Below are 24,018 nucleotides of genomic sequence, written 5' to 3' on the forward strand. Positions count from 1 at the left end.
TTGCGCGGTCGGTGGCATGCTTCCGTACGTGACCCACCTTCCCGTGCTGATTATTCGCACCTAGCGCACCGGCTGACGCAACGCCTGTGCGCAGACCTCCCGCATCCGCGGGGGGTCTTTTTGTTGGGCCGTCCCCATTCCCGCGAGAGGAAGCTCCCATGACCTACCAGGTGTTCGACACCACCTTGCGTGACGGTGGGCAGCGCGAGGGCATCAGCTACTCGGTCGCCGACAAGCTCGCCGTGGCGCGGCTGCTGGACGAGTTCGGGGTCGGCTTCATCGAAGGCGGTTGGCCGGGCGCGATGCCCAAGGACACCGAGTTCTTCCGCCGGGCGCGCACCGAGCTGGACCTCAAGCACGCCCTGCTGGTCGCGTTCGGCGCCACCCGCAAGGCCGGCGTCGACGTCGCCGAGGATCCTCAGGTACGGGCGCTGCTCGACGCCGAGACCCCGGTCGTCTGCGTCGTCGCCAAGTCCGACATCCGGCACGTCGAACGGGCCCTGCGCACCACCGGCGCCGAGAACCTCGCCATGGTCCGCGACACGGTCGCCCACCTGGTCGCCCACGGCCGCCGCGCCTTCGTCGACTGCGAACACTTCTTCGACGGCTTCCGCTTCGACCCGGCCTACGCGGCGTCCGTGGTCACGACCGCGATCGAGGCCGGCGCTGAACGGGTCGTCATGTGCGACACCAACGGCGGCATGCTCCCGTCGATGATCACCGCTGTCGTGCACGCCCTCGTCGAGCGGACCGGCGTCCCCGCCGACCGCCTCGGCATCCACTGCCAGAACGACACGTCCTGCGCGGTCGCCAACACCATCGCCGCGGTCGAGGCGGGCGTCCGCCACTTCCAGTGCACGGCCAACGGCTACGGCGAACGGCCCGGCAACGCCGACCTGTTCGCCGTCGTCAGCAACCTGCAACTCAAGCTCGGGCTGCCCGTCCTACCGGACGGCTGCCTGGAAAAGGCGACGCGGGTCTCCACCGCGCTCGCCGAGATCGCCAACATCGCCCCCGACACCCACCAGGCCTACGTCGGGGCCGCGGCCTTCGCCCACAAGGCGGGTCTGCACGCGAGCGCGATCAAGGTGGATCCGCTGCTCTACAACCACGTCGACCCGTCGGTGGTGGGCAACGACATGCGGATCCTGGTGACGGAGATGGCCGGCCGGGCCAGCATCGAGCTCAAGAGCCGTGAGCTCGGACTGGACCTGGCCGGCCACCCGGACACCCTCACGGAAGTCACCCGCCAGGTCAAAGACCTCGAAGCGGTCGGCTGGTCCTTCGAAGCCGCCGACGCTTCGTTCGAGCTGCTGGTCCGCGACGCCCTGCCGGGTGCCGCCCTGGCCAGGCCGTTCAGCCTGGAGTCCTACCGGGTGCAGGTCGAACACCGCGAAGACGGCGCGGTCGTCTCCGAGGCCACCGTCAAGCTTCGCGTACGCGGCGAACGCGTCATCGCCACCGCCGAAGGCAACGGCCCGGTCAACGCCCTCGACGAAGCTCTGCGTACGGCGTTGGCGAAGCACTATCCCGAACTGGAAAGCTTCGAGCTCGCCGACTACAAGGTCCGCATCCTCGAAGGCTCCCACGGCACCAACGCCGTCACCCGCGTCCTCCTCGAAACCAGCGACGGCGACAACCGCGACTGGACCACGGTGGGCGTCCACGAGAACGTCGTCGAGGCCAGCTGGAAAGCCCTGACCGACGCCCTCACGTACGGCCTCGCCCGCACCGCCGCCGCCACCGCCACCGCCTGAGCCAACACGAAGCGCCCTGCTGGCTATCGACCAGCAGGGCGCTTCGGCGTGCGGTTGTTGATCAGACGCGGACGACCAGGGTCTTGGCGGCCATGTCGCCCAGCCGGCGGCGGCGGTCCGAGTTGACCACGATGATGAGGGCCACGAGGTAGCCGAAGATGCTGTCGATCAAGCGGAGCAGCGTCCGGACGAAAGCCGACAGGACGCCTGGCCGGCCGCCGGTCTCCGCGTCGATCACGCGGATGCCGGTGACGAGCTTGCCGACCGTCCGTCCGGCGAGCCCTTCGAGCAGCACGTAGTAGAGAAGCACGACGCCCAGCAGCCACATCTTGCCGCCCGTCGACAAGGCGGTCAGGTCGACGTCTCCGGTGGGCCGTTCAGCGTCGGAGAGCCAGGCGATCAGGCTGCCCAGGAGGCTGAGGACGAAGCCGTCGATGAGGGTGGCGACGACCCGGCGGCCGGTGACCCGGACGTTGAGCGACGTGGCTGGGAGCGGCATCAGATCATCGTCGTCGACGGGCGCAAGGCTAAGCAGCCGGGAGGATGATCTCGGCGATGATCGCGCGGTGGTCGCTGTCGCGTACGTCGTGCACAGCCGCATCGCTGACGCCGAGGCGCTTGTCGACCAGGACGTGGTCGATGGTGACCGGCGGGATCTTGTCCCCGTCGTACGGCCCCCACGTGCCGATCAGTCCGTGCCCCGTCGCGTCGGCCGCGTCCCGGTATCCGCTGTCGATCAGGTCGCGGAGCGGCTTGTGGTCGAGGGTCGAGTTGAAGTCACCGAGCAGGATCCGCGGCAGGCCGTTCTGGTCGGCACGTGGCTCGGCTTCCAGGTCGGCTCGCCACCGGTCGACGACGTCGACGGCGAACGGGGCCAACGGATGCGCCGATTCCACGAGGAGTGCACCCTCGCCCGGCGGCTGGATCGTGCCGTACGCCTGGTGGAAGAAGCCGCCGTTGATGCGGACTCCGGGGTTGGTGATCGGGTAGCGGGAGTACAGCCCGGACCCGTCCGCGCCGAACCGGGGGCTGAGCGACGAGTGCGGCAGAAGTTGCCCCAGTCCCGCCTCGGCGAGCGCGGTCTGCGCGGCCGGCGTGAACTCCTGGACGGCGAGCACAGCCACGTCGTTCTCCCGCACGAGCCGAACGATCTCGGCGGCGCTGGCGCCGCCGTACAGCATGTTCGACGTCATGACGTGCAGTTTCATGCCGGTCTGCGGCCCGCGGTCGCTGTCGGCGAAGGCGCGCGGCAGCACGCTCGTCGCGAGCAGTGCGAGGGTCACGGTCGCGACGGCGGCGGCCGGCCAGCGCCGGGCCACCAGGGCGAGGATCAACGGCACTACCGACCAGGCCGCAACGTACGGCGTGAAGGCCAGCAACTGCACCAGCAGGCCGTCTTCCCAGCCGCCGATCCGCACCACGGCCCACCCGAATCCGGGTAGCACGAGCAGCCATGACAGCACCGACCAGAGGACCCGTCGAGCCCGGACAGGTGTCGCCACGGGCGCCGAGGTGGTGAGGGTCATGGCGGCGACGGTAGCCGGCGGCGGCCACCCGCACCGAGCGATCCGGGCTTACGTCACATTCCCCGGGTCACCGGGTTCATCGGTAGGGATTGAAGTGCTGGCCGGCCAGCAGGAACCAGGCGGTGGTGCCCACATGCTGGCGGCTGAAGTAGCCGAAAGCGAATCCGGTGTCGAAGGCGCTCGTGGCGGCCACAATCCCTGCGGAAGCGGGCAGGGGCGTGCCGGTCCAGGTCCCGCCCTCGCCCGGGTTGCTGAGCCGGCCGCCGTTCGGGTCCCGGGTCAGCCCGACGGTTTGGCCTGCGCCCAGTTCCTCCTGCGCGGTCACCATTGCCCGGAGCAGCCGCCCGGCCCGGATGGCATCCTCGGGGCCGCCGCGCTCGAGCAGGGCCAGCGCGGCGTGGCCGTTGCCTTCGAGCCACACGGCGTTCCGGTGGGCGGGCAGGGCGCTGCCGGGGACCGTACCCGTAACGGTTTTGGCGTGGCTGCTGTAGGTCACGCCGGACACCGTGCCGTCGGTCGTCCCCAGGTTGCCGGTCGCCCAATCGACGGCCCGGTCGTAGCGGTGGTCGCCCAGGCCGAGAACGGCCCAGCTCTGCACGTCCTCCGGCACGTTGGCCGCATTGACCGCGTCGGGTTCCTCCTCGGCGGTGCCGGTCCAGAAATGCCCGCCCGCCGGATGCCACATCTGGCGAACAAAAGCCGCGGCTATCGCCGCCCGACCCTGCCAGCGCCGGTCGCGCGTCAGCCTGCCCAACAGCACAAAGAGGGCGTACGCGTCAATGTTGTGCTCGGTCGACGCCCAGCGTTGCGTCGTCTGCCCATCGGCCCGCACACCCCCGTGATAGCCGCCGTGCCGAAACGGTGACCGCTGCGCGCCAACCCAATGTCCGAGCGCCACCGCCCCGTCGAGGTACTTGCCGATCCGCGTGTCGGCGTAGAGCTGTGCCAACGCGAGCCCGGCCCAGGCCAGGTCGCCCGTCGACGAGCCGCCGAATCCGAACGGCAGCAGTGCCGCAGCCTTGCCGTCCGCGCGTCGGAGACCAGGGAACGACGGCCCGCCGCCGTAAAAGACCATCGGACCTGCTGCGTACGCCTGCCGGAGCCGCCCGTCCGCGTACGTCTCGTCGTGGCCCTGCGCCCAGAGCAGGGCGTCGCCGACGAGTCGCGCCCGGCGCACGTTCGCCACCGTGGGGTCGGCGAGGTAGGCGAGCACGGCCAGCGCGTTGTCATAGACGAACGCGGTGGTCATCAGCTCGCTTTCGTTGTTGTAGCTCTGCAGCAGCCGCGGCTCCCCACCCTTCACATACGCGTCCTGTACGACGTCCAGGTAGTGGTAGGCCCGCCCGATCGGCCCGGCCAGGCACGGATCGGCCAGGTGCCGGGGCGTACACGACCCTGCCGACGCCGGCACCGGCACTCGCGCGTTGGTGGCGCCCGGCTCGGCCGGCACCCGCCGGCCACGGCGATGAAACATGGCGGATGAGGCGGTGACATTGGTGGGCATGTCCGGTCCTCAGCTGGCTGAGAGCGCTCTCCGATACTGGAGGCTATTGAAACCTGTACGCCGGGCCGGGGCAAGCGTCGCCGTTTTCTGCTCAACTGCCGCCACAAGCTGCAGAAGGCGGCCGATGAGTCGGATCTGCGCCGCCGGGGTCTATGGGGCCGGCGCGGTGCGGGCAGGATCCTTGCAAAGTGCGTGGACTGACGTGGGTGCGGTTGATCTTCCTGGGGGCCGTCGGCCTGCAGGTGGCAACGGTATTCCTCGATGAGCGGCTGGTGCCCTACTGCGGGACCGTCGCCATGGTGGCTCTGCTCGCCATGTCCATGGCGAGCCCGCCGCCGCTGACCGTCCGCTGGTGGACGCCTCCGGTTGCCCTGACCGGACTGATCCTGCTGACCGTCGCCGCTTTCCTCGCGGACCACCGCACCGGTGGTTTCGGCTGGACGACGGACGTCGCCGACGGGGACGGCGATTCGCTCAGGTTCGGGTTACCGGGCAGCGATTCCCACGTTGTCGAGGCGGTCTTCCTGGTCGTCGGTGCCGCGGCATTGGCCGCCGCGGTCCTGGGTCGGGTCGGTCGTCTGCTGCGTCGGCAACACCTTCCCGGCGCGCTGATCGGGGTGATCTTCGTGGCGGCCGCCGCGGTCATGGTGGTGAAGCCGCTGTTCGCCGACGACATGGTTTCCCCCCATCCCCTGCTACGTGCTCTCGTCATCATGCCTGCCGGTTACGTCGTCGCCGTGTCATGCCTGGCGGCCAATGCCGCTCTGGTCTCGCGAGCTATCCCACGGCAGGCTGCGGCCGGGATGCTGGCCGTCGCGGCGCTGGCGATGCTCGGCCTCACCAGCCTCGAGGAGATGGACAGTCTGCAACCGCGGTTCGACCGGTCCGCGGCCGCGGCCTTGGAAGCCGACGCGAAGCGGTTCGTCGCAGGCGAGCCGGCAGAGCGTGTTTTCGACATTCCGCCGTATTTGCAGAAAGCCTTATGGGCCTCAGAACAACCGGGATTGAACGCCGAGGAGAGCCTGACGGAGTTCTACCGGCATCTTCCGCCGCCGTCGACGCCGGAGGAGGCGTACAGACGGGCCGTGCGCATCGACAAGCGTCGAGAATCGGGAATGGTGGCGGTGCCCCATGCGCCTACGTGGGGCAACGGCGACGCCGACTGGACGCGCTCGCGTCCCGCGTTGAAAGCCACCCTCATCGCGGTCGGGCTGGTGGCTCTTGTCAGTGCGCTGTTCCCCGCTTCCGGTGCTGGTCCGTTCCGGCGCTACGTCACCCGACCGGACCGGCCGGAGCCGCACGGCGGCCGCGATCCGCGGCCGCCGCGAACGGCTTAGACAGCGGCGTCGATGATGTCGCCGAGGCCGGCGGCAACCAGGTCGTCGCGGATGAGGGCGCCGTCGCCCTCCACCACCAGGGTCATGCCGTCGGGGTGGAGATACCGGGCCGCGGCCGCCGACACTTCGTCGACCGTGGCTTCGAGGAGGCGTTGGCGGAGGGTGGCGTAGTAGTCGTCGGGAAGGCCGTGGAGGACCAGGGTGGCGAGGGCGCCTGCGATGGACCCCGGGGTTTGCATGTCCACGGTCAGGGAGCCGGCGCGCCAGGTGCGCGCGACGGCTAGTTCTTCCTCGGTGATGCCGTCGGCCTGGGTACGCGCAATCTCCGCGACCGTGTCGGTGAGAGCGGGCGCGGTGACCGCGGTGTGGACCGACGAGCTCACGCCGAAGCGGCCGAATCGCCGGCTCATGGCGAAGTCCGCGCGGATGCCGTACGTGTAGCCCTTCACCTCGCGAATCAGGTGGTTGAGCCGAGACGTGAATGCGCCGCCCAGCACCGTCGACACCAGCGTGATGGGCACGTAGTCCGGGTGGGCTCGTTCGGGGGCGCGGTGGCCCAGCCGCAGTGTCGACTGCACCGAGCCGGGCCGGTCGACCAGCAGCACGCGGCGGCTCGTGGCGATCGGCACGTCGAGGGGCGGCTCGGGTGCCGCGGACGTGCCTGACGTGCCGGCGAAGGCGGCGGCGCCCAGCTCGGTGAGGTCGAGCTTGTCGAGGTCGCCGGCGATGAGCAGGACGCCGGGTCGGGTGAGCCAGGTGTGGTGGAACTGAAGGACATCATCGGCGGTGACGGCCGCCATCGAGGTGGGGTCGCCGTGCAGGGGTCGGCCGTACCGCTCGCCCGCGCCGAACAGGTCGGCCCGCAACGCTGCGTCGGCGCGGGGACCGGGCTGGGCCCAATCCATGCGCAGAGCGGTTGCTTCGTCGTCGCGGACCCGTGCGATGTCGGCCGGGTCCAGCCGGGGCGTACGGGCTGCTTCGGCCATGAGTGCCACGGCTCGCGGCAGCAGGTCGACGGGCACGGAAACGCCGGTCCGGAAGGCGTCCCAGTCGACGGCGGTGGTGAGCTCCGCGCCGAGGCCCTCCAACGCGAGGGCGTACGCGGCGGAGTCGCGCTGTTTGGTGCCTTCCTCGAGGCATTTGGCGAGGACTGCCGCCGTTCCTTCCCGGCCCTGGGATTCCCGTGCTGCGCCGCCGTCGAGCAGCAGGAACGCGGTGGCTAGCAGTTGTCCCGGCATGTGCGCGGCGACGACCTCGCCGCCGGCCACCGTGGCGCGGTGGATCGTCGGGAAGGAGTAGGGGCGGGCGGCGCCCGGCTCGGGCCGGGTGGCGATGAGGCTCATGCTGCGGTCCCCTCCGGAAGATAGGTCAGGGTGACCCGGGACTGCGGGTCGAGCGTTCGGGCGGCGTCGGCGATGTCGCCCGCGGTCACTGCCTGCCATTGCGGCAGCCGGTATCCGGCCGTTGCGGCGTCGCCGAACTGGGTCGCGTAGCGGCCGAGGGTGTCGGCCCGACCGCCGGCTGTGGACAGTTGCCGCCACCACGAGGTGGTCAGCAGTGCCTTGGCGCGTTCGAGTTCCGCATCGGTGACCGGTTCGGTAGCCATGCTCGTCAGGACCTCGGCGACGCCCGCTTCCAGCTTCGCGATGTCGACGCCGTCCTTGGCGGTCGCGGTGACGATGAGCGGCGCCGGGGCATGCGCCAGGTCGACGCCGTACGCGCCGATGTAGTCCGGTTGGGCGATCCGGGCGCCGTCGGCGAGCCGCTGGTAGAGCCGGCTGCCTCGGCCGCTGCCCAGGATCGTGCCCAGAACGGTGATGGCGTCGTATCCCGCGGATCCGAACGGATGGGTGCGGTGCGACAGGTAGACCCGCGGCGCCGGGACCGGGCCGGTGACCGTTTCCCGGGCGGGCGCGGTGGCCGGGCCCGGCAGATGACCGGAGGGCGCGGGTGGAATGTCGGCCACGGCGTCGATCCCGCCGAAGTACTTCTCAGCGAGGGCGATGACGTCGGCCGGCAGGACATCGCCGACGACGGTGAGCACCGCGTTGTTCGGCGCGTAGTACCGCGCGTGGAAAGCCTGGAACGTCTCCAGGCTGGCGGCGTTCAGGTCTTCCATCGACCCGATCGTGGCGTGGTGGTACGGATGGCCGGGCGGATACAGCAGTGGCAGCAGGCGCAGCCACGCGTCGCCGTAGGGCACGTTGTCGTAGCGCTGCCGCCGCTCGTTCTTGACCACCTCGCGCTGGTTGTCCAGAGTTTCCTGGGTGAGCGCCGGGACCAGGCCGCCCATCCGGTCTGCTTCCAGCCACAGGGCCAGTTCGAGGTGTTCGACCGGCAGCGTCTCGAAGTAGTTCGTCCGGTCCGGGTTGGTGGTGGCGTTGAGTGAGCCACCCGCCCCCTGCACGTGCCGCATGTGCTCGGTCTTACCGACATGCACCGATCCCTCGAACATCAAGTGCTCGAAGAGGTGCGCGAAGCCGGTCTGGCCGGCCGGTTCGTGGCGGGAGCCGACGTCATACCAGAGGTTGACGCAGACCACCGGTGCGGTGTGGTCCTCACTGACGACGATGCGCAGCCCGTTGTCCAGGCGTGCGGTTTCGATGGGCCACGGATATCCGGTTCCGGTGACCGGTGCGGGCTGAGCAGACACGCAACCTCCCTGATCTCAGCCTCCAGTATCCCGGTCGCCCCGGCACCCGATCACCGTTGTCCACAGACGGGTCTGCAATCGCCGCCCGCAGACGTTCAAGCAGGACCGACTTGTCCACAGAGAGCCGTCAGCCGCGAGCGTCGTGCAGGGCGGCGCGGAAGGCACGGATTGCCGGGTGGCCGGCCGATCCACTGCGTACTCCCGTGTAGAGCCGGCGTCGCGGCCGCCCCGGCAGGTGGTGCAACTCCAGGCCGCCGGGGGCCCGGTCGGTCCAGAGCAGATCGGGTACGAACGCGACCGCGTGTCCCGTCTCCACCAGCCGGAGCTGGAGCAGCAAGTCGCCGCTCTGGAACCGTACGTCCGGCTCGAAGCCCGCACCGCGGCAGAGGTGCCGGGCCCACCGGCCGGGGGTGACGCTGTCGGGGTCGAAGACGAACGGTGCTCCGGCCAGATCGGCGAGTTTGGCCCGGTTCCAGGGCCCGTGTGCCGGGACGGCGACGCGCATCTCGTCGTGCCACAGCACTTCTTCGTCGATGCCGGGCAGTCGCGGCTCGGGGAAGCTCGGGTAGTCCTCGCCGAGCACCGCGTCGAAGTCGCGGGCGAGCAGTCCGGCGAAGGCCGACCCCGCGTCGGCTTGGGTGAGTTCGATGCGCAGACCGGGGTGCTTGGTGGCGAGCCGGGACAGCGCGGCCGGGATCAGTGCCAGCAACACCGATTGGAACGAGGCCACCCGTAGCGTGCCGGTGACCTCGGTCATGCTGGCGGCGAGCTCGGCCTCGGCGAGCTCGATCCGTTCCAGGATCGCCTCCGCGTGCCGGACCAGCAGGCGGGCCTGTCCGGTGAGTCGGACGCCGCGGCCGACCCGTTCGAGCAGCGTGGCGCCGGTCTCGGTTTCCAGCAGGCTGAGCTGCTGGGAGATGGCGGAGGGGCTGTAGTTCAGCGCGTGGGCGACGGCGGCGAGTGTGCCACGCCGGTCCAGCTCGCGGAGGAGCCGGAGCCGGTGAACATCCAACATAACTGACGATTATTGCCCAGAAACATTCGCTGGACGAATCAGTTCCGGGCTCGGATCGTGGATGACGTGACCACTACCGCCATTGCCCCTGTCGCCGCCCGCCCCGGCCCCGCCGTACTCATGGTGCTGGGATCTTGTGTCTCGCTTCAGGTCGGCGCGGCCTTGGCGGCGGGCTTGTTCCCGGCAACCGGCAGCGCGGGCGCGACGCTACTGCGACTCGGGCTTGCCGCCGGGGTTCTGCTGGCGTTGGTCCGGCCCGCGGTCCGGGCCTGGCGCAGCCACCAGTGGCGGGCTGTCGCGCTGCTGGGACTGTCGATGGCCGGGATGAACGGCTTCTTCTATGCGGCGATCGAGCGCATCCCGCTCGGCCCGGCCGTCACCATCGAATTCCTGGGGCCGCTCACCCTCGCCGCCGTTCTGTCTCGCCGCCTCCGCGACTTCGGCTGGGTGCTGCTGGCCGCCGCGGGCGTCGCCCTGCTCGGCTTCGCCGACGGTGCGGCGGATCTCGACCCCGTGGGAGTGGCGTACGTCCTCATCGCGGCGGTGTTCTGGGCGCTCTACATCCTTGCGGGTAGCCATGCCGGTGCTGCGGTCCAGGGCCAGGGTGGTCTGGCCGTCGCGATGGCGATCGGCGCGCTGTTGCTGGTTCCGGGTGGGGCGGTCGGCGCCGGTCAGGCTCTCGCTTCGCCGCACTTGTTGTTGCTCGCGCTCGGCACCGGGGTGCTCGCGTCGGTGATCCCGTACACCTTGGAGATCTCAGCTTTGCGCCGCCTGCCGAAGCGGACCTTCGGCATCCTGCTCAGCCTGGAACCGGTGGTCGCCGCCACGGCCGGCTGGCTGCTGCTGGCGCAGCCGCTGAACTGGGCCGGCGGGGTGGCGATGGTCGTGGTGGTGCTCGCCAGCATCGGGTCGACGACGCTGAGTTGATCACAAACCCCGTGGCGGCGGGCCGCCGCTCGATGCGATGCTGTGGCGTGCCCGATGACGTCCTGATCAACGAGCGGCTGGTGATCCCCGCCGCCGAGCTGTCGTGGCGGTTCTCCCGCTCGAGCGGCCCCGGCGGCCAGGGCGTGAACACCACCGACAGCCGGGTCGAGCTGTCCTGGGACCTCGCCGGCTCCGACCTGCTCCCGCCGATGCTGCGGGAGCGGGCGTTGGAGCGGCTCGGCACGCGCCTGGTGAACGGCGTCCTGACCGTGGTGGCTTCGGAACATCGCTCCCAGCTGCGCAACCGCGAGGCCGCGGCGGCCCGACTCGCGGGAATCGTCGCCGGAGCCATCGCCCCACCACCACGAGCCAGGCGGGCGACCCGACCGTCCCGCGGCGCGGTGGAACGGCGCATCTCCGACAAGAAGCGACGCAGTCAGACCAAACGCAATCGCCGCGGCGGCTTCGACTGACCTGATGAGGTCACGCGGGTGGGAGTTGCTCGTAGCGCTCGAGCCGGAACAGCGACACCACCAACAGGACCAGGCCGGCGAAGACGAGCCCACTCTGTAATGCGGGCGCGGCCCGCGACCAGTCGGTCTCCGTTTCCCACGGGTTCGTCAGGTCGATCGGTACCTCAGTGACTACGGGAATTTCGACCACTACCGCGGCAGCCGGATCAGTGTCGCCGTAGTCGAACATGCCGTAGTCGTCGGAATAGGTCCGGTAGTAGAGGGGGCCGACGTCGTCAATGACAAGATGCTGATAAGTGTCGGTCCGGAGGGTCTCCGCGGCAGGGTCGGCAGGTGGCCTCAACAGCTCGTTCTGCTCCAGCGTCAAGAGCCCGCCGAGCGCCAGCGCCACCACCACGCCCAGCCCAGCGCCGGCCGTCCGCAGCCGGCCTCGCGACCACAGCCCGGCATTCGCCGCCATCCCGGCGCAGGCGATGGCGAGTGCGGCGGGAACCAGCACCATGACCCGGATCCTCGAGTCGGTCGACGCGCCGCCGTACTGTGCCGCGCCGACGACCCAGAGAACGAACGTCAGGGCGACTATCCCGGCGGGCAGGTGTCGCCACCGCAGCGCCCGCCCGGCGCGGCCCAGGACGGCTGCGCCCAGAGCGGCCGCACTCGCCGCGAGCAGCACTGGTTCGAGCATGGCGCCGAGGCCTTCGCCCTGCCCGTAGGCCGTGGGCCAGCCGTACCCGTCGCCATAGAGGTCGGCCAGGAAAGCGGTGAGGGTCAGCAGGGACAGCCCGGACAGTGCGGCGGAGCGGGTCCAGCGGGGAACACCCGGGGGATTCGCGCTGAGCAGCGCCGCCGCGAGCAGGGCAGCCATCGCGCCGGTGCCGGCGTAGGGCATGAGGTTGCGGTCGAGGAACAGTCCCAGGACCTGAAGCCCCGCGGCCGCGAAGAACGCGTACCGCACCCATCTCAGCGCATGCACGCTGCGATGATTCCGGCCCAGCGGCGGCCCGACCATCGCTCTGCTGGGGGTACTTGACCGGAAAAAAGCCGATATCGGCGGCGGCTCAGACGTTGTGCGGTGCCACGGCTTCGCGGTTCTCGGCGGCCAGGGCCGGGCCCAGCAACTCGTCGCAGACGCGGATGAGGCGGGCGCGCAGCGCCGCGGCACGGCGGGCGAACTCGCGCTGCCGGGCCACGTACTCCGCTTTGCCCTCCGGGGTTTCGATCTTCACCGGCGGCTGATCGTAGGAACTGAGGTCGTACGGGCTGGCCTGCATGTCGAGGAGTCGGATGTCGCCGGCCAGGGCGAAGCAGTCCAGCGCCAACGCGCCCGGGACGGCAGGACCGAGCTTGGTAGCCCATTTATGGCAGTCCATTGCCGCGTGCAGGCAACCGGGCTGGTCGAAGTCGACCTGGGTGGCGCGGGTGGGCTGGAGGCGGTTGAGGCCGACAGCCTCCGGCGTGAAGAAGCGGAAGGCGTCGAAGTGGGTGCAGCGGATCGGGTGCTCCTCGACGACCCGGTCGGTGGCAGTCTGGCCGAGGCGCAGCGGCAGAGCATGGCGGTGCTCCGGCTGGCGGTAGACCATGGCCCACTCGTGCAGGCCGAAACAGCCGGAGAAGGCCGGCCGGGAAGCGGTCGCGGTGAGCAGGCCGTGGATGTAGCGCACGCTCTCGCCGCGCGCCTGCATGTACGCCTCGACGTCGAGCGTCACGACCCCGTCGTTGCGGGTGGCGTAGAACTTCCAGGTGGCCTGCTCGCTGACGCCGTCGGGGGCCGCGGCGAGTCCGGTGCCGACGCCGGGGTGCCAGCGGCGCAGCTGAGCCGGGCGGGTGCCGTAGTAGTCGTAGAGGAAATCCTCTATGGCGTGCTTTTCGCCGGCGGCCTTCCGGGCCCGGTGGCCGGCCGTCATCTCGTCGGCGCGTTCGGCGTGGGCGCGGGCCAGCGGGATCCAGGTGATCGAGGGCAGCACGGTCGTCAGCGCGTGACTCTCGCTGATCCTCCCCATCGGTCCAGCGTATCCAGCTAGTCCAGCGGGATCGAGTCGCGGCGTCGCCGGGTGTGAGGAACGCCCGAACGGGACCCGGCGTGGCCCGGCTCACCGTCGGGGCGGGGCGTAGCCTCCAAGGCGCGTGCAAGCTTTCGATGGATGGGGTTATCCGTGCGTTTCGCTCGTTTTGTTCATGCCGGTGGCGTGTCCTTCGGTGTCGTCGAGGGGGAGGCGCAGCCCGGCGCCCAGGGCCTGACGATCGCCGAGATCGACAGCATCCCGTTCCAGAACGTCAAGTTCACCGGTCAGCGGTGGGCGATCGCGGACGTTCGGCTGCTGGCGCCGATCTTCTCCAGCAAGGTGATCGGGGTCGGGCGCAACTACGCCGAGCATGCCGCGGAGATGGGCAACGAGGTGCCCAAGGAGCCGCTGATCTTCATCAAGCCGTCCACCTCGGTGATCGGCCCCAACGACGCCATCCGCATCCCGGCCGTCACGAACCAGGTCGAGCACGAGGCTGAGCTGGCCGTCGTGATCGGTGCCAGCGGCGCGCGACGGGTCGATCGCGCCGGCGCCCAGAAGGCGATCTTCGGTTACACCGTCGGCAATGACGTCACCGCGCGCGACCTGCAGCGCAGCGACCCGCAGTGGACCCGGGCCAAGGGCTTCGACTCGTTCTGCCCGCTGGGGCCGTGGATCGAGACCGAGCTGGACGTCAGCGACCTGGAGGTGCGGTGCGAGGTGGGCCGCAAGCCCGACGAGATGGAGGTACGTCAGCTCGGGCGTACCAAAGACATGGTTTTCGACATCCCCAGCCTGGTGTCCTACGTCTCGCACGTCATGACGCTGCTGCCCGGCGACGTCATCCTGACCGGCACACCTGCGGGAGTGAGCCAGATCGTCGCCGGTGACACGGTCTCCGTGAGCGTGCAGGGCATCGGAGAGCTGCGCAATCCGGTAGTCACGCTGGACTGACGTCGGCCGCGATGCCGTTCAGCAGCAGGCGCAGGCCGTAGGTGAACGCCGCCTCGGCCTGCTCCTCGCTGCCGCCCCCGAAGCCGTCGGCCTCCCACACCCGGGTCATCGTCGGGTGCTGCTCGACGTCGAACCAGTCCTCCCAGAACTGTTCCCGGTCCTGCCACCACGCGTCGTTCGTCTGCCCGCTGGCCCGTTGCAGCAGCACGTTCTCGCCCTCCTGGCGGGCGGCCGAGACGACGAACATCGCGATCGCGACCGCGGCCTCGTTGACCCGCTCGATCGGCAACCCGGCGTTCTCCACCGCGGACAGCACGAATTCGCGTTCCCGGAACATGCCCGGACCGAGTGGCGGCCGGACGGTTGACACCCGGCTCAGCCACGGATGCGCCCGATACATCGCGCGGGTGCGGTCCGCGTACAGCTGGATCTGCGCTTTCCACCCCTCAGGCCGGGCATCTGCGGGGCCGGGCAGGTCGCGCCCGGCAAGCACCGCGTCGACCATCAAATCATTCAGATCCGATCGCGACCGTACGTACGTGTAGAGCGTCATCGTCCCCACGCCGAGCCGTTCGGCGACCCGGGCCATCGACGCCGCTGCCAGCCCGTCGGCGTCGGCTATCGCGATGCCCGCAGCGATGACCTCGTCCACGCTGAGCCGCGCCGGGCGGCCGGTGCGGGCCGGGGCCGCGGGCTCGCGGTGCCGCCAGAGCAGGGCCAGTAGCCGATCCTTCACTCGTCCTCCCGAGACTTTTCGTATAGCCTACGAGAACAGTTTTCGTAGACCGTACGGGAATGGGGTGTCGCGATGAAGATCCTGGTGACGGGCGCGACCGGCGGAGTCGGGCGACTGGTCGTGGACGAGCTGCTGGCCCTGGGCGCCACCGACGTGCGGGCGCTCACGGTGAATCCGGCGAAGGCGAACCTGCCGCCTGGCGTCGAGGTGGTCAAGGGCTTCATCGGTCGGCCGGCGAGTCTCCCGGCCGCTCTCGACGGCGTCGACCGGATGTACCTGGCGCCGCTGATCGAGACGAACGCCGAGGTCTGCCAGCTCGCGGCGGCCGCCGGGGTGCGCCGGATCGTCGACCTGGCCGGGGCCAAGGGTGACCACTGGCAGGCCATCGAGGACGGCGTCGAGGCGTGCGGGGTCCCGTGGGTGCACCTCGAGCCGGGCGAGTTCATGAGCAACTCCGACCTGTGGGCCGCGCAGATCAAGGCCGGCGACGAGGTCCGTGACGGCTACGGCTCGGCGGCCAGTGCGCTGATCGCGCTGCAGGACATCGCGGCGGTCGCGGCCCATTGCCTGCTCGAGGACGGTCACGAAGGCCGTTCGTACGAGCTGACCGGCCCCGAGTCGCTGACCCGGCGCGAACGCGTGGCCCAGATCGGTGCGGTGCTGGGCCGTGAGCTGACCTACGTCGACCTGCCCCACGACGAGCTGGTCCAGCAGCTCGAGCTGAGCATGGGCGAATACGCCGCCTGGTACGCCGACGGGCTTCGGGTGCTGGCCGAACATCCGCAGCGTGCCGTGCCCACTGTTGCCGAGCTGACCGGCCGTCCCGGCACCACCTTCACCGAGTGGGTTCGCGCGCACCAAGAACTGTTTGGCGGGGGCCGATTTGGTGGCCCCGACGGCCTCGGGTAGAGTTCCTACTCGGTACGGCGCGCCGTACCGATGGGGTATGGGGTAATTGGCAGCCCGACTGATTCTGGTTCAGTTAGTCTAGGTTCGAGTCCTGGTACCCCAGCGCTGAAGATCTCCCCGCGAGATCGGCGGTGCTGGACTTCTGATAGAGTTCGGCACCGTTGCTCAAGCGGGAAGAACGAAAGCTGGAGCAACAAAGGCAAGGCCTGGTCCCGTCGTCTAGCGGCCTAGGACGCCGCCCTCTCAAGGCGGTAGCGAGGGTTCGAATCCCTTCGGGACTACCAGTAGGAAACGGCTCGTGTCTTCGGACACGGGCCGTTTCGCTTTGCCGTTGTTCGTTCCGGGGCTGCACCACTCGGGCTGCCGGCGGGAACACTGTCAGTGTGACGGATCTCCCGGTGCTCCGGGTCACATTCAGCTATTTGCCAACCGGCCGATCGATACTCGGCGTGGAACTCGAGCTAGCGCCGCTTGCCCGGCCTGGTGGGCCCGGTACCTCGACTTCAACCCCGTCCGCGTCGTCTTCGCAGCACGACAACGCGGACTGGGCTGCTTGAGGGAGCCGGAAATTCAGCCTGGCAATAAGTAGAGCGTTGCCGACCTGGACTTCGAAGGGAATCGGGTGGCGGGGGCCGGGCAGCGGCTTACAGGCCGCTGAGGCGTTGGCCTGCGCGGACGACCGCCATCGCGTGGCGTTCGCCGGGGCGGCGGCCGAGGCGCTCGATCGGGCCGCTGATCGAGATGGCCGCGATGACCCGGCCCGTCCGGTCGCGGATCGGTGCGGAAACGCTAGCCACGCCCGCCTCGCGTTCGGCGACGCTCTGCGCCCAGCCGCGGCGGCGGACCTCGGCCAGGGTGCGTCCGGTGAACTTGCACCGCGGCAGCAGGGGCATGACGGCTTCGGGTGGCTCCCAGGCGAGCAGGATCTGCGCCGCGGAGCCGGCCACCATCGGCAGCACCGACCCGACCGGGACCGTGTCCCGCAAACCGCTGGCTCGTTCCGCCGCCGCCACGCAGATGCGTTCGTCCGCCCGGCGCAGGTAGAGCTGCGCGCTTTCGCCGGTCGCGTCGCGCAGGGCCGACAGCAACGGCTCCGCGGCGGTCAGCAGCACGTCGGGCGCTGCGTTGGCTAGTTCGCCCAGCCGCGGCCCGGGGCGCCACCGGCCCTGGGTGTCGCGGACGAGCATCCGGTGGATCTCCAAGGCCTGGGCCAACCGGTGCGCGGTGGCCCGCGGCAGCTTCGTGCGTTCGACGAGTTCGGCCAGGCTGGCGCCGTCGACACAGGCCGCGAGGATGACCACTGCCTTGTCGAGAACGCCGACACCGCTCATACTGTGTCCCACAAGCCGAAACATACCTCCCAGAATTTAGGATGTCCAGATGGTGGGAGTCACTCCGAATCCGAGGACCTTGGCGGAAAAGGTCTGGGACGACCACGTCGTGCGCGCCGTCGAGGGCGAGCCCGATCTGCTCTACATCGACCTTCACCTGCTGCACGAGGTGACGAGCCCGCAAGCCTTCGACGGTCTGCGGTTGGCCGGCCGCCAGGTCCGCCGCACCGATCTCACCCTCGCCACCGAGGACCACAACACACCCACGGGGTACGCGGACCCGGCCAACAACACCCGCCGCGGCGACCTGCTGACCATCGCGGACCCGACGTCCCGCACCCAGATCGAGACGCTGCGCAAGAACTGTGCCGAGTTCGGCGTGCAGATCCGCTCACTCGGCCACGAGCAGCAGGGCATCGTGCACGTGATCGGCCCCCAGCTCGGCCTCACCCAGCCCGGCACGACCATCGTCTGCGGCGACTCGCACACCGCGACGCACGGGGCCTTCGGCGCCTTGGCCTTCGGTATCGGCACCAGCGAAGTCGAGCACGTGCTTGCCACGCAGACGCTGCCGCAGTCGAAGCCACGAACCATGGCGGTCACCGTGGTCGGCGAGCTCCGCCCCGGCGTCACCGCGAAGGACCTGATCCTCGCGCTCATCGCCCAGGTCGGCACCGGCGGCGGCAACGGCCACATCGTGGAATATCGCGGCGCAGCCATCCGCAAGCTCTCCATGGAGGGCCGGATGACCATCTGCAACATGTCGATCGAGTGGGGTGCCAAGGCCGGCATGATCGCGCCGGACGACACGACCTTCGCCTACCTGAAGGGCCGCGCGCATGCGCCGGTCGGCGCGGACTGGGACGCCGCTGTGGAGTACTGGCGGTCGCTGGTCACGGACGAGGGTGCCGAGTTCGACACCGAGGTGATCCTCGATGCCGCCGCGATCAGCCCGTTCGTCACCTGGGGCACCAACCCGGCTCAGGGTGCCGCGTTGGACGGCGCGGTGCCGGATCCCGAGGAGTTCGTCGAGGAGGTCGAGCGCAACGCCGCCCGGCGGGCCTTGGAATACATGGGATTGGCAGCCGGCACCCCGCTCAAGTCCGTGCCGGTCGACGTGGTTTTCGTGGGCTCCTGCACGAACGGTCGGCTCGAAGATCTGCGGGCCGCCGCCGATGTGATCCGTGGACACAAGGTGCACGAGGGCGTCCGGATGATGATCGTCCCGGGGTCGTACCAGGTGCGCGAAGCCGCCGAGCAGGAAGGCCTGGACAAGATCTTCCGGGACGCGGGCGCCGAGTGGCGGTTCGCCGGCTGCTCCATGTGTCTGGGCATGAACCCGGACACGCTGGATCCGGGGCAGCGCGCCGCATCCACGTCCAACCGCAACTTCGAGGGCCGGCAGGGGCGCGGTGGGCGTACCCATCTGGTCTCGCCGGAAGTTGCCGCCGCCACCGCCGTGGTGGGCCGGTTGTCCGCCCCCGCTGACCTCTGAGCTGGAGCTACTGTCATGGAGAAGTTCACCACCCACGTCGGGAACGTGCTGCCCCTACGCCGTTCTGATGTGGACACCGACCAGATCATCCCCGCCGTCTACCTGAAGCGGGTCACCCGGACCGGCTTCGAGGACGGGCTGTTTCGGGCCTGGCGCGACGATCCGTCGTTCGTCGCGAACAACCCGGCCTACGCGGGCGCTTCGATCTTGGTTGCCGGGCCCAACTTCGGCACCGGATCCTCGCGCCAGCACGCCGTCTGGGCGTTGCGGGACTGGGGTTTCAAGGTCGTCATCGCCGCCCGGTTCGGCGACATCTTCCGCGGCAACGCCCTCAAGGAGGGTCTGCTGCCGGTGCAGCTCGACCAGAAGGCCGTCGAGGCGCTCTGGGACATGGCCGAAAGTGAGCCCCGCAAGCAGGTCACGGTGGATCTCGCCGAGCAGCAAGTGCGCGTGGACGACGCCGCGTGGAGCTTCAGCATCGACGACTTCAGCCGCTGGCGACTCATGGAGGGTCTGGACGACATCGGACTGACCCTGCGGCACGAGATCTCGATCACCACGTACGAGAACGGTCGGCCGGCGTTCAAACCGGTGGTCGCCTGAGCCAAAACCCTGTCAGTGCAGGGATTTTCGCCCCCGTCGGAGTCTCCGGCGGGGGCGAATTCGTTGCGACACAACGGTTTTTTTTCCAGCCAATGTTTGTGTCTGCTGGTCAGAGGGCATACGGTGCGCGCAGAATGGCTCGCATTGGGCCAGTGATGCTCGTTCACGACGGAAACGACCCGCACGTGGACTCGCGCAGGGCGCAACCGCAATGAACGAGCATCTGTTCTCACGTTCGGGAGGAAAACCGTGAACAAGGCCGAGCTCATTGAGGCGCTCGCCGCCCGACTGGGGGACCGGAAGACGGCGACAGCGGCGCTGGACGCGGTGATCAGCGAAGTGCAGACCGCCGTGACCAAGGGCGACCGCGTTGCTATCACCGGTTTCGGTGTCTTCGAGAAACGCGCGCGTAACGCGCGTACCGCTCGTAATCCGCGCACCGGCGAACCAGTCAAGGTGAAGAAGACATCCGTCCCCGCCTTCAAGCCCGGCACGGGTTTCCGGGAGATGGTGGCCAGCGGCAAGGTGGCCAAGGTCGCCGCCGCCAAGAAGACCACTGCCACCAAGGCCACCGCCACCAAGGCGACGGCGACGAAGGCGGCCGCTACCAAGGCCACTGCCACCAAGGCCACCGCCACCAAGACGGCGGCGGCGAAGGCGACCGCCACCAAGGCCACGACGGCTAAGAAGACCGCGGCCAAGGCCACCCCGGTCAAGGCGGCCACCAAGACGGCAGCGGCGAAGAAGACCGCGGCCACCAAGGCGACGGCGACGAAGGCGACCGCCACCAAGGCGACCGCCACCAAGGCCGCCGCGACGAAGGCCACCGCCACCAAGACGGCGGCGGCGAAGAAGACCGCCACCAAGGCCGCTCCGGCCAAGACCGCCACCAAGACGGCAGCGGCCACGAAGGCCACGCCGGCGCGGAAGACCGCCACCAAGGCGGCGGCCACCAAGGCTGCTCCGGCCAAGAAGGCCGCACGCAAGACCACGGCGGCGGCCAAGGCCACTCCGGCCAGCAAGGCCACCACTGTGCGGGCCACCGCCCGCAAGACCCGCTGACGCGACCGCTCAGCGGCCCGCTGACGAACGCAAAAGGCGTCCACCCGTCCGGTGGACGCCTTTCGCGTGTTCCGGCGCGCATACGGCAGCTGAGCCTACGTTTCGCGGTATGGACCGCAGAAGCACCAGGCTGGAATCCGTGCCGGAGTCCGGCGAGCGCGATCCGCGCCCCCGCGGACCGGTGTCGCGGTCGCTGATCGCCGCCACCGTCTTCATGGCCGCGGTGCTGCCTGCCTGGGTGCTCGGCGACGCCGCCGAGCACTGGACCGGCTGGGGCCTGCTCGACTGGACCGTCACCTGTGCGCTGTCCGGCGTAGCCGTGTACTTCCTCGCGCCGTACGGCTCGTACCGGCGCAGGGATGCTGTGCTTGCGCTGGTGCCGCTCTACGGTTGGTATCTGACCAGCCTGCTGTCCTGGCGCATCGCGTTGCTGCCCCTGCGGGACTGGGAGCCCCGTGAGGATGAACTCTGGCGGGCGAGGTGGCTCACCGGTGACCTGATCGGCTTCTGGCGCGCGGACCCCCTGCCGCCACCGTTGCCCCGACGCCCGGCCGCTGGCCCGCGGGTCAGATCCGGCTCAGCGCCACGAGCTGATCGCCCGACCAGGTGAGCACCCAGCCGTCGCCCTTGGGCGTCTTGTAGGGCGCCGGATCCTCCGCGCCGGCCAGCAGCGCGAGCAGACCCGGGATGACCTTGCCCTGGCTGCAGACCGCCGTACGCCGACCGGCCCGCAGCTCCACCAACCGGGCCGCCGCCGCCTTCACCCGGGCCGGGCCGTCAGCGGGATCGCCGGGTTCGGCGAAGGCCGAGTCCGACACGATCGGCAGACCCAGCCGGGCGGCGAGCGGCTCGAAGGTCTGCCGGCAACGCAGCGGCGTCGCCGCGATCAGCAGCCGCGGGCCGAACAGCGCGGCAGCGGCGCTGATCGTCTCCGCCTCGGTGCGGCCCCGGTCGTCGATCGGGCGGAGCGCGTCGTCGCCGCCGTAGTCCTTGCGGTTGCCCGCATGCGCATGCCGGATCAGCACGGTCAGCGCGGTCACCGGTGGCAGGTTCACCCCATGCTCGACGGTCCGGCGGTCGTCCGGGTAGGTCAGCCGGGCGAGGGCTGCGGCCGGTGCCAGCCACACCACTTCGTCAACCTCCGTCGGATCCTGCGGGGCCCCGACCGGTCCGTCGCCGGCCCGCATCCACCACCACTCGACGGTTTTCGGGGCGCCGTTCGGCAGCGAATACGCCACGTCGGGCAGGCGTACCAACGGCTCACCGTGGACACCGGTCTCTTCCTGCACCTCGCGTACCGCGGCGGCGACCGGATGTTCGGAGCCGTCGAGCTTGCCCTTGGGCAGACTCCAGTCACTGCGGTACGGGCGGTGCACCACGCAGATTTCGATCCCGTCGCCGGCGGGACGCCACAGCACCCCGCCCGCGGCGCGAACAGTGTCCGTCACGAAGTCAGACCGCCTTGCCGATGATCCGGCGCAACAGCGCCTCCTGCAGGTGGACGTGCGGCTGCGACAGGGAAGCGGCCCGGCGGTGCCACGTACCGTCGCCGGCCAGGTCCCAGCCCTCGGATTCGTCGCTCATAGCCAATTCCAACACATCGCGCAGGTCCTGTTGGGCGGACGGCAGGGTGACCCGGACGAGTGCCTCCACCCGGCGGTCCAGGTTGCGGTGCATGAGGTCGGCCGAACCGATCCAATACTCGGCGTCGTCGCCCGCACCGAACCGGAACACCCGGGAGTGCTCGAGGAAGCGGCCGACGATCGAGCGCGCCCGGATGTTGTCCGACAGCCCCGGCACTCCCGGCCGCAGCGCGCACATGCCGCGGATGACCAGGTCGACGCGGACACCGTCGGCGGAGGCGCGGTACAGAGCGTCGATCGTCTCCTCGTCCACCAGCGAGTTCACCTTGAACTGGACCAGGGCCTCGCCGCCGTTGCGGGCGATGGCGGCCTGTCCTTCGATCCGCTCGATCAGGCCCTTACGCACCCCGTGTGGCGCCACCAGCAGCCGGCGGAATGCGGTCTGCCGGCTGTACCCGGTGAGCACGTTGAACAGGTCGGTGACGTCCGCCCCGATCTCCGGGTCGGCCGTGAGCATGCCGAAGTCCTCGTACAATCGCGCGGTCTTGGGGTGGTAGTTGCCCGTGCCGATGTGGCAGTAGCGGCGGATCTGGTTGCCCTCCTGGCGCACGACGAGCGCGGTCTTGCAGTGTGTCTTGAGGCCGACGAGGCCGTAGACGACGTGGCAACCGGCCCGTTCCAGGGTGCGCGCCCAGCCGATGTTGGCGACCTCGTCGAAGCGTGCCTTCACCTCGACGAGCACGACCACCTGCTTACCCGCGGCCGCCGCATCGACCAACGCGTCGACGATCGGAGAGTCGCCGCTGGTGCGGTAGAGGGTCTGCTTGATAGCCAGCACGTTCGGGTCGGCGGCGGCCTGCTCGATGAAGCGCTGCACGCTCGTCGAGAACGAGTGGTAGGGGTGGTGCACGAGGATGTCGCACTCGCGCAGCCGGTTGAAGACGCTGCGCGGCACCTCACCGTCGGCGAGCTGGGGGTGCGTCGCCGGGACGAAAGGGCGGTCCTTGAGGTCGTCGCGGTCCGCTTCGCCGTACACCTGCCAGAGCGCGGCCAGATCCAGCAGGCCGGGCACGCGCAGCACGTCCTGGGGATCCATGTCCAGCTCGCGGGCCAGCAGATCCAGCACGTGGTCGCTGATCGACGCGGCGACCTCCAGCCGGACCGGCGGGCCGAACCGGCGTTGCGCCAGCTCGCGTTCGAGGGCCTGCAGCAGATCCTCGTCGCGGTCCTCGTCGACCTCCACCTCGGCGTTGCGGGTCACCCGGAACAGGTGCCACTGGAGGATCTGCATGCCCGAGAAAAGCTGATCCAGGTGTACGGCGATGAGCTGCTCGACCGGCAGGAAGCGCACGCCCCGGCTGTCGTTCTGCACGGTCACGAACCGCTGCACGTTGTTGGGCACCTTGATCCGCGCGAACAGCTCCCCGCTGCTGTCGGCCGGATCCCGCAGCACCACGGCCAGATTCAACGACCGGCTGGAGATGTAGGGGAACGGGTGCGCCGGGTCCACCGCAAGCGGCGTGAGCACCGGGAAGACCTGCTCGCGGAAGAAGGTGCGCAGCCGTTCGCGTTCCGGCGCGTCGAGCTCGGCCCAGCTCACCAGCTCGATGCCCTCGGCCTGCAGCTTGGGCCGAACCTCCTCGGCGAAACAGGCGGCGTGCCGAGTCACCAGGTCGGCGGCCCGCTCGGTGATCATCTCGAGCTGGTTGCGCAGCGAGCTGCGGTCGCCGCCGCGCATCGGCAGACCGGCCTTGAGCCGACGCTTCAGCCCGGCCACCCGGACCATGTAGAACTCGTCGAGATTGCTGGCGAAGATCGCCAGGAACTTAGCCCGTTCCAGCAGCGGCGTCTCCGGGTCCTCGGCAAGGGCCAGGACCCGGGCGTTGAAGTCGAGCCAGGACAGCTCACGGTTGAGGAAACGGTCATCGGGCAGCTCGTCGCGCTGGTCGACGGAGTCTTCGGGGCGCGGGAGGGCGGTGGTCACGGCGGGCTCCGTCGGCTCGAGGGTGGCAACTATTCCGATGGCGTCGTTCGTGGTCGGTGCGGCAACCCCGGTGGTCCGGGGCAGGAACCTCCCGTCGGCTCCGCGGCGGCGCGCGCTGGTGGCGGGCACGGCAGAGCGGGGGGTACGGGACGGGGTGGTCATCGCT

The 24,018-nt window shown here is 69.8% G+C and carries 22 protein-coding genes and 2 tRNA genes; 12 read left to right on the top strand and 12 right to left on the bottom strand.

The features are described from left to right. The first annotated feature begins 158 nt into the window (after positions 1–158). Positions 159–1,757 carry a citramalate synthase gene (cimA, locus tag ACIA1L_RS00405; protein ID WP_396070067.1) on the top strand — a complete coding sequence of 533 codons (1,599 nt, stop codon included), beginning with the start codon at positions 159–161 and terminating at the stop codon, positions 1,755–1,757. Between the two features lie 61 nt (positions 1,758–1,818). On the opposite strand, the gene ACIA1L_RS00410 is transcribed toward cimA, so the two are convergent. The 3 genes from ACIA1L_RS00410 to ACIA1L_RS00420 all read right to left on the bottom strand — a co-directional run bounded on the left by ACIA1L_RS00410 (position 1,819) and on the right by ACIA1L_RS00420 (position 4,787). After that, positions 1,819–2,256, bottom strand: coding sequence for an RDD family protein (locus ACIA1L_RS00410; protein ID WP_396070069.1), 438 nt, complete (start codon positions 2,254–2,256; stop codon positions 1,819–1,821). A gap of 28 nt (positions 2,257–2,284) precedes the next feature. Further along, a complete protein-coding gene (locus ACIA1L_RS00415; RefSeq protein WP_396070071.1) occupies positions 2,285–3,283 on the bottom strand; it encodes an endonuclease/exonuclease/phosphatase family protein in 999 nt (332 codons plus the stop codon). Between the two features lie 76 nt (positions 3,284–3,359). Next, positions 3,360–4,787 (bottom strand): hypothetical protein, encoded by a 1,428-nt coding sequence (locus ACIA1L_RS00420; protein WP_396070072.1) that lies wholly within the window; start codon positions 4,785–4,787, stop codon positions 3,360–3,362. Positions 4,788–4,975: 188 nt separating this feature from the next. Between ACIA1L_RS00420 and ACIA1L_RS00425 the strand changes: the two genes are divergently transcribed. Beyond that, entirely contained in the window at positions 4,976–6,124 is a 1,149-nt protein-coding gene (locus ACIA1L_RS00425; protein ID WP_396070073.1) for a hypothetical protein, read from the top strand. On the opposite strand, the gene ACIA1L_RS00430 is transcribed toward ACIA1L_RS00425, so the two are convergent. The 3 genes from ACIA1L_RS00430 to ACIA1L_RS00440 form a co-directional block, all read right to left on the bottom strand. Continuing rightward, positions 6,121–7,467: a M16 family metallopeptidase gene (locus ACIA1L_RS00430; RefSeq protein ID WP_396070075.1), complete on the bottom strand. Its 1,347-nt coding sequence runs from the start codon at positions 7,465–7,467 to the stop codon at positions 6,121–6,123. The two genes, ACIA1L_RS00425 and ACIA1L_RS00430, sit on opposite strands and share 4 nt — an antisense overlap. Beyond that, positions 7,464–8,777, bottom strand: a complete 1,314-nt coding sequence (locus tag ACIA1L_RS00435; protein WP_396070078.1) for a M16 family metallopeptidase — start codon at positions 8,775–8,777, stop codon at positions 7,464–7,466. The genes ACIA1L_RS00430 and ACIA1L_RS00435 overlap by 4 nt, the downstream gene beginning before the upstream one ends. 127 nt (positions 8,778–8,904) lie before the next feature. Beyond that, positions 8,905–9,792, bottom strand: a complete 888-nt coding sequence (locus ACIA1L_RS00440; RefSeq protein ID WP_396070081.1) for a LysR substrate-binding domain-containing protein — start codon at positions 9,790–9,792, stop codon at positions 8,905–8,907. A 66-nt stretch (positions 9,793–9,858) separates the two neighbouring features. Between ACIA1L_RS00440 and ACIA1L_RS00445 the strand changes: the two genes are divergently transcribed. Then, complete coding sequence (locus ACIA1L_RS00445; RefSeq protein ID WP_396070083.1) at positions 9,859–10,719, top strand: EamA family transporter; 861 nt, start codon at positions 9,859–9,861, stop codon at positions 10,717–10,719. A 32-nt stretch (positions 10,720–10,751) separates the two neighbouring features. Continuing rightward, complete coding sequence (gene arfB / locus ACIA1L_RS00450; protein WP_396070965.1) at positions 10,752–11,192, top strand: alternative ribosome rescue aminoacyl-tRNA hydrolase ArfB; 441 nt, start codon at positions 10,752–10,754, stop codon at positions 11,190–11,192. 10 nt (positions 11,193–11,202) lie between these two features. On the opposite strand, the gene ACIA1L_RS00455 is transcribed toward arfB, so the two are convergent. Further along, a complete protein-coding gene (locus ACIA1L_RS00455; RefSeq protein ID WP_396070085.1) occupies positions 11,203–12,165 on the bottom strand; it encodes a hypothetical protein in 963 nt (320 codons plus the stop codon). A gap of 85 nt (positions 12,166–12,250) precedes the next feature. Further along, positions 12,251–13,192 (bottom strand): 3-methyladenine DNA glycosylase, encoded by a 942-nt coding sequence (locus tag ACIA1L_RS00460; RefSeq protein ID WP_396070087.1) that lies wholly within the window; start codon positions 13,190–13,192, stop codon positions 12,251–12,253. 153 nt (positions 13,193–13,345) lie between these two features. Here ACIA1L_RS00460 and ACIA1L_RS00465 point away from each other — a divergent pair, with 153 nt between their 5' ends. Then, entirely contained in the window at positions 13,346–14,149 is an 804-nt protein-coding gene (locus ACIA1L_RS00465; protein WP_396070088.1) for a fumarylacetoacetate hydrolase family protein, read from the top strand. On the opposite strand, the gene ACIA1L_RS00470 is transcribed toward ACIA1L_RS00465, so the two are convergent. After that, positions 14,136–14,885, bottom strand: coding sequence for a TetR/AcrR family transcriptional regulator C-terminal domain-containing protein (locus ACIA1L_RS00470; protein WP_396070089.1), 750 nt, complete (start codon positions 14,883–14,885; stop codon positions 14,136–14,138). The two genes, ACIA1L_RS00465 and ACIA1L_RS00470, sit on opposite strands and share 14 nt — an antisense overlap. Before the next feature lie 72 nt (positions 14,886–14,957). On the opposite strand from ACIA1L_RS00470, the gene ACIA1L_RS00475 reads away from it, so the two are divergent. The 3 genes from ACIA1L_RS00475 to ACIA1L_RS00485 all read left to right on the top strand — a co-directional run bounded on the left by ACIA1L_RS00475 (position 14,958) and on the right by ACIA1L_RS00485 (position 16,078). Continuing rightward, positions 14,958–15,794 (top strand): NAD(P)H-binding protein, encoded by an 837-nt coding sequence (locus ACIA1L_RS00475; protein WP_396070090.1) that lies wholly within the window; start codon positions 14,958–14,960, stop codon positions 15,792–15,794. Between the two features lie 31 nt (positions 15,795–15,825). After that, a tRNA-Gln gene (locus ACIA1L_RS00480) sits at positions 15,826–15,897 on the top strand. Between the two features lie 105 nt (positions 15,898–16,002). Continuing rightward, positions 16,003–16,078 (top strand) — tRNA-Glu (locus ACIA1L_RS00485). Positions 16,079–16,438: 360 nt separating this feature from the next. Here ACIA1L_RS00485 and ACIA1L_RS00490 read toward each other — a convergent pair. Next, the gene (locus ACIA1L_RS00490; protein WP_396070966.1) at positions 16,439–17,125 is read right to left on the bottom strand and encodes an IclR family transcriptional regulator; all 687 of its coding nucleotides are present in this window, start codon (positions 17,123–17,125) and stop codon (positions 16,439–16,441) included. Between the two features lie 49 nt (positions 17,126–17,174). Here ACIA1L_RS00490 and leuC point away from each other — a divergent pair, with 49 nt between their 5' ends. The 4 genes from leuC (at position 17,175) to ACIA1L_RS00510 (ending at position 20,895) form a co-directional block, all read left to right on the top strand. Then, positions 17,175–18,620, top strand: coding sequence for a 3-isopropylmalate dehydratase large subunit (gene leuC / locus ACIA1L_RS00495; RefSeq protein ID WP_396070091.1), 1,446 nt, complete (start codon positions 17,175–17,177; stop codon positions 18,618–18,620). Positions 18,621–18,635: 15 nt separating this feature from the next. Further along, entirely contained in the window at positions 18,636–19,223 is a 588-nt protein-coding gene (gene leuD / locus ACIA1L_RS00500; protein ID WP_396070092.1) for a 3-isopropylmalate dehydratase small subunit, read from the top strand. Between the two features lie 249 nt (positions 19,224–19,472). Next, positions 19,473–20,285: an HU family DNA-binding protein gene (locus ACIA1L_RS00505; protein WP_396070093.1), complete on the top strand. Its 813-nt coding sequence runs from the start codon at positions 19,473–19,475 to the stop codon at positions 20,283–20,285. A gap of 109 nt (positions 20,286–20,394) precedes the next feature. Further along, a complete protein-coding gene (locus tag ACIA1L_RS00510) occupies positions 20,395–20,895 on the top strand; it encodes a hypothetical protein (RefSeq protein WP_396070094.1) in 501 nt (166 codons plus the stop codon). On the opposite strand, the gene ACIA1L_RS00515 is transcribed toward ACIA1L_RS00510, so the two are convergent. Then, positions 20,852–21,733, bottom strand: coding sequence for an NUDIX domain-containing protein (locus ACIA1L_RS00515; RefSeq protein WP_396070096.1), 882 nt, complete (start codon positions 21,731–21,733; stop codon positions 20,852–20,854). The two genes, ACIA1L_RS00510 and ACIA1L_RS00515, sit on opposite strands and share 44 nt — an antisense overlap. A 4-nt stretch (positions 21,734–21,737) precedes the next feature. Next, positions 21,738–24,014, bottom strand: a complete 2,277-nt coding sequence (locus ACIA1L_RS00520; protein WP_396070097.1) for an RNA degradosome polyphosphate kinase — start codon at positions 24,012–24,014, stop codon at positions 21,738–21,740. Positions 24,015–24,018: the final 4 nt, after the last annotated feature.

Origin of the sequence: Actinoplanes sp. NPDC051859 (assembly GCF_044452725.1) — a bacterium.
Classification (GTDB): Bacteria; Actinomycetota; Actinomycetes; order Mycobacteriales; family Micromonosporaceae; genus Actinoplanes.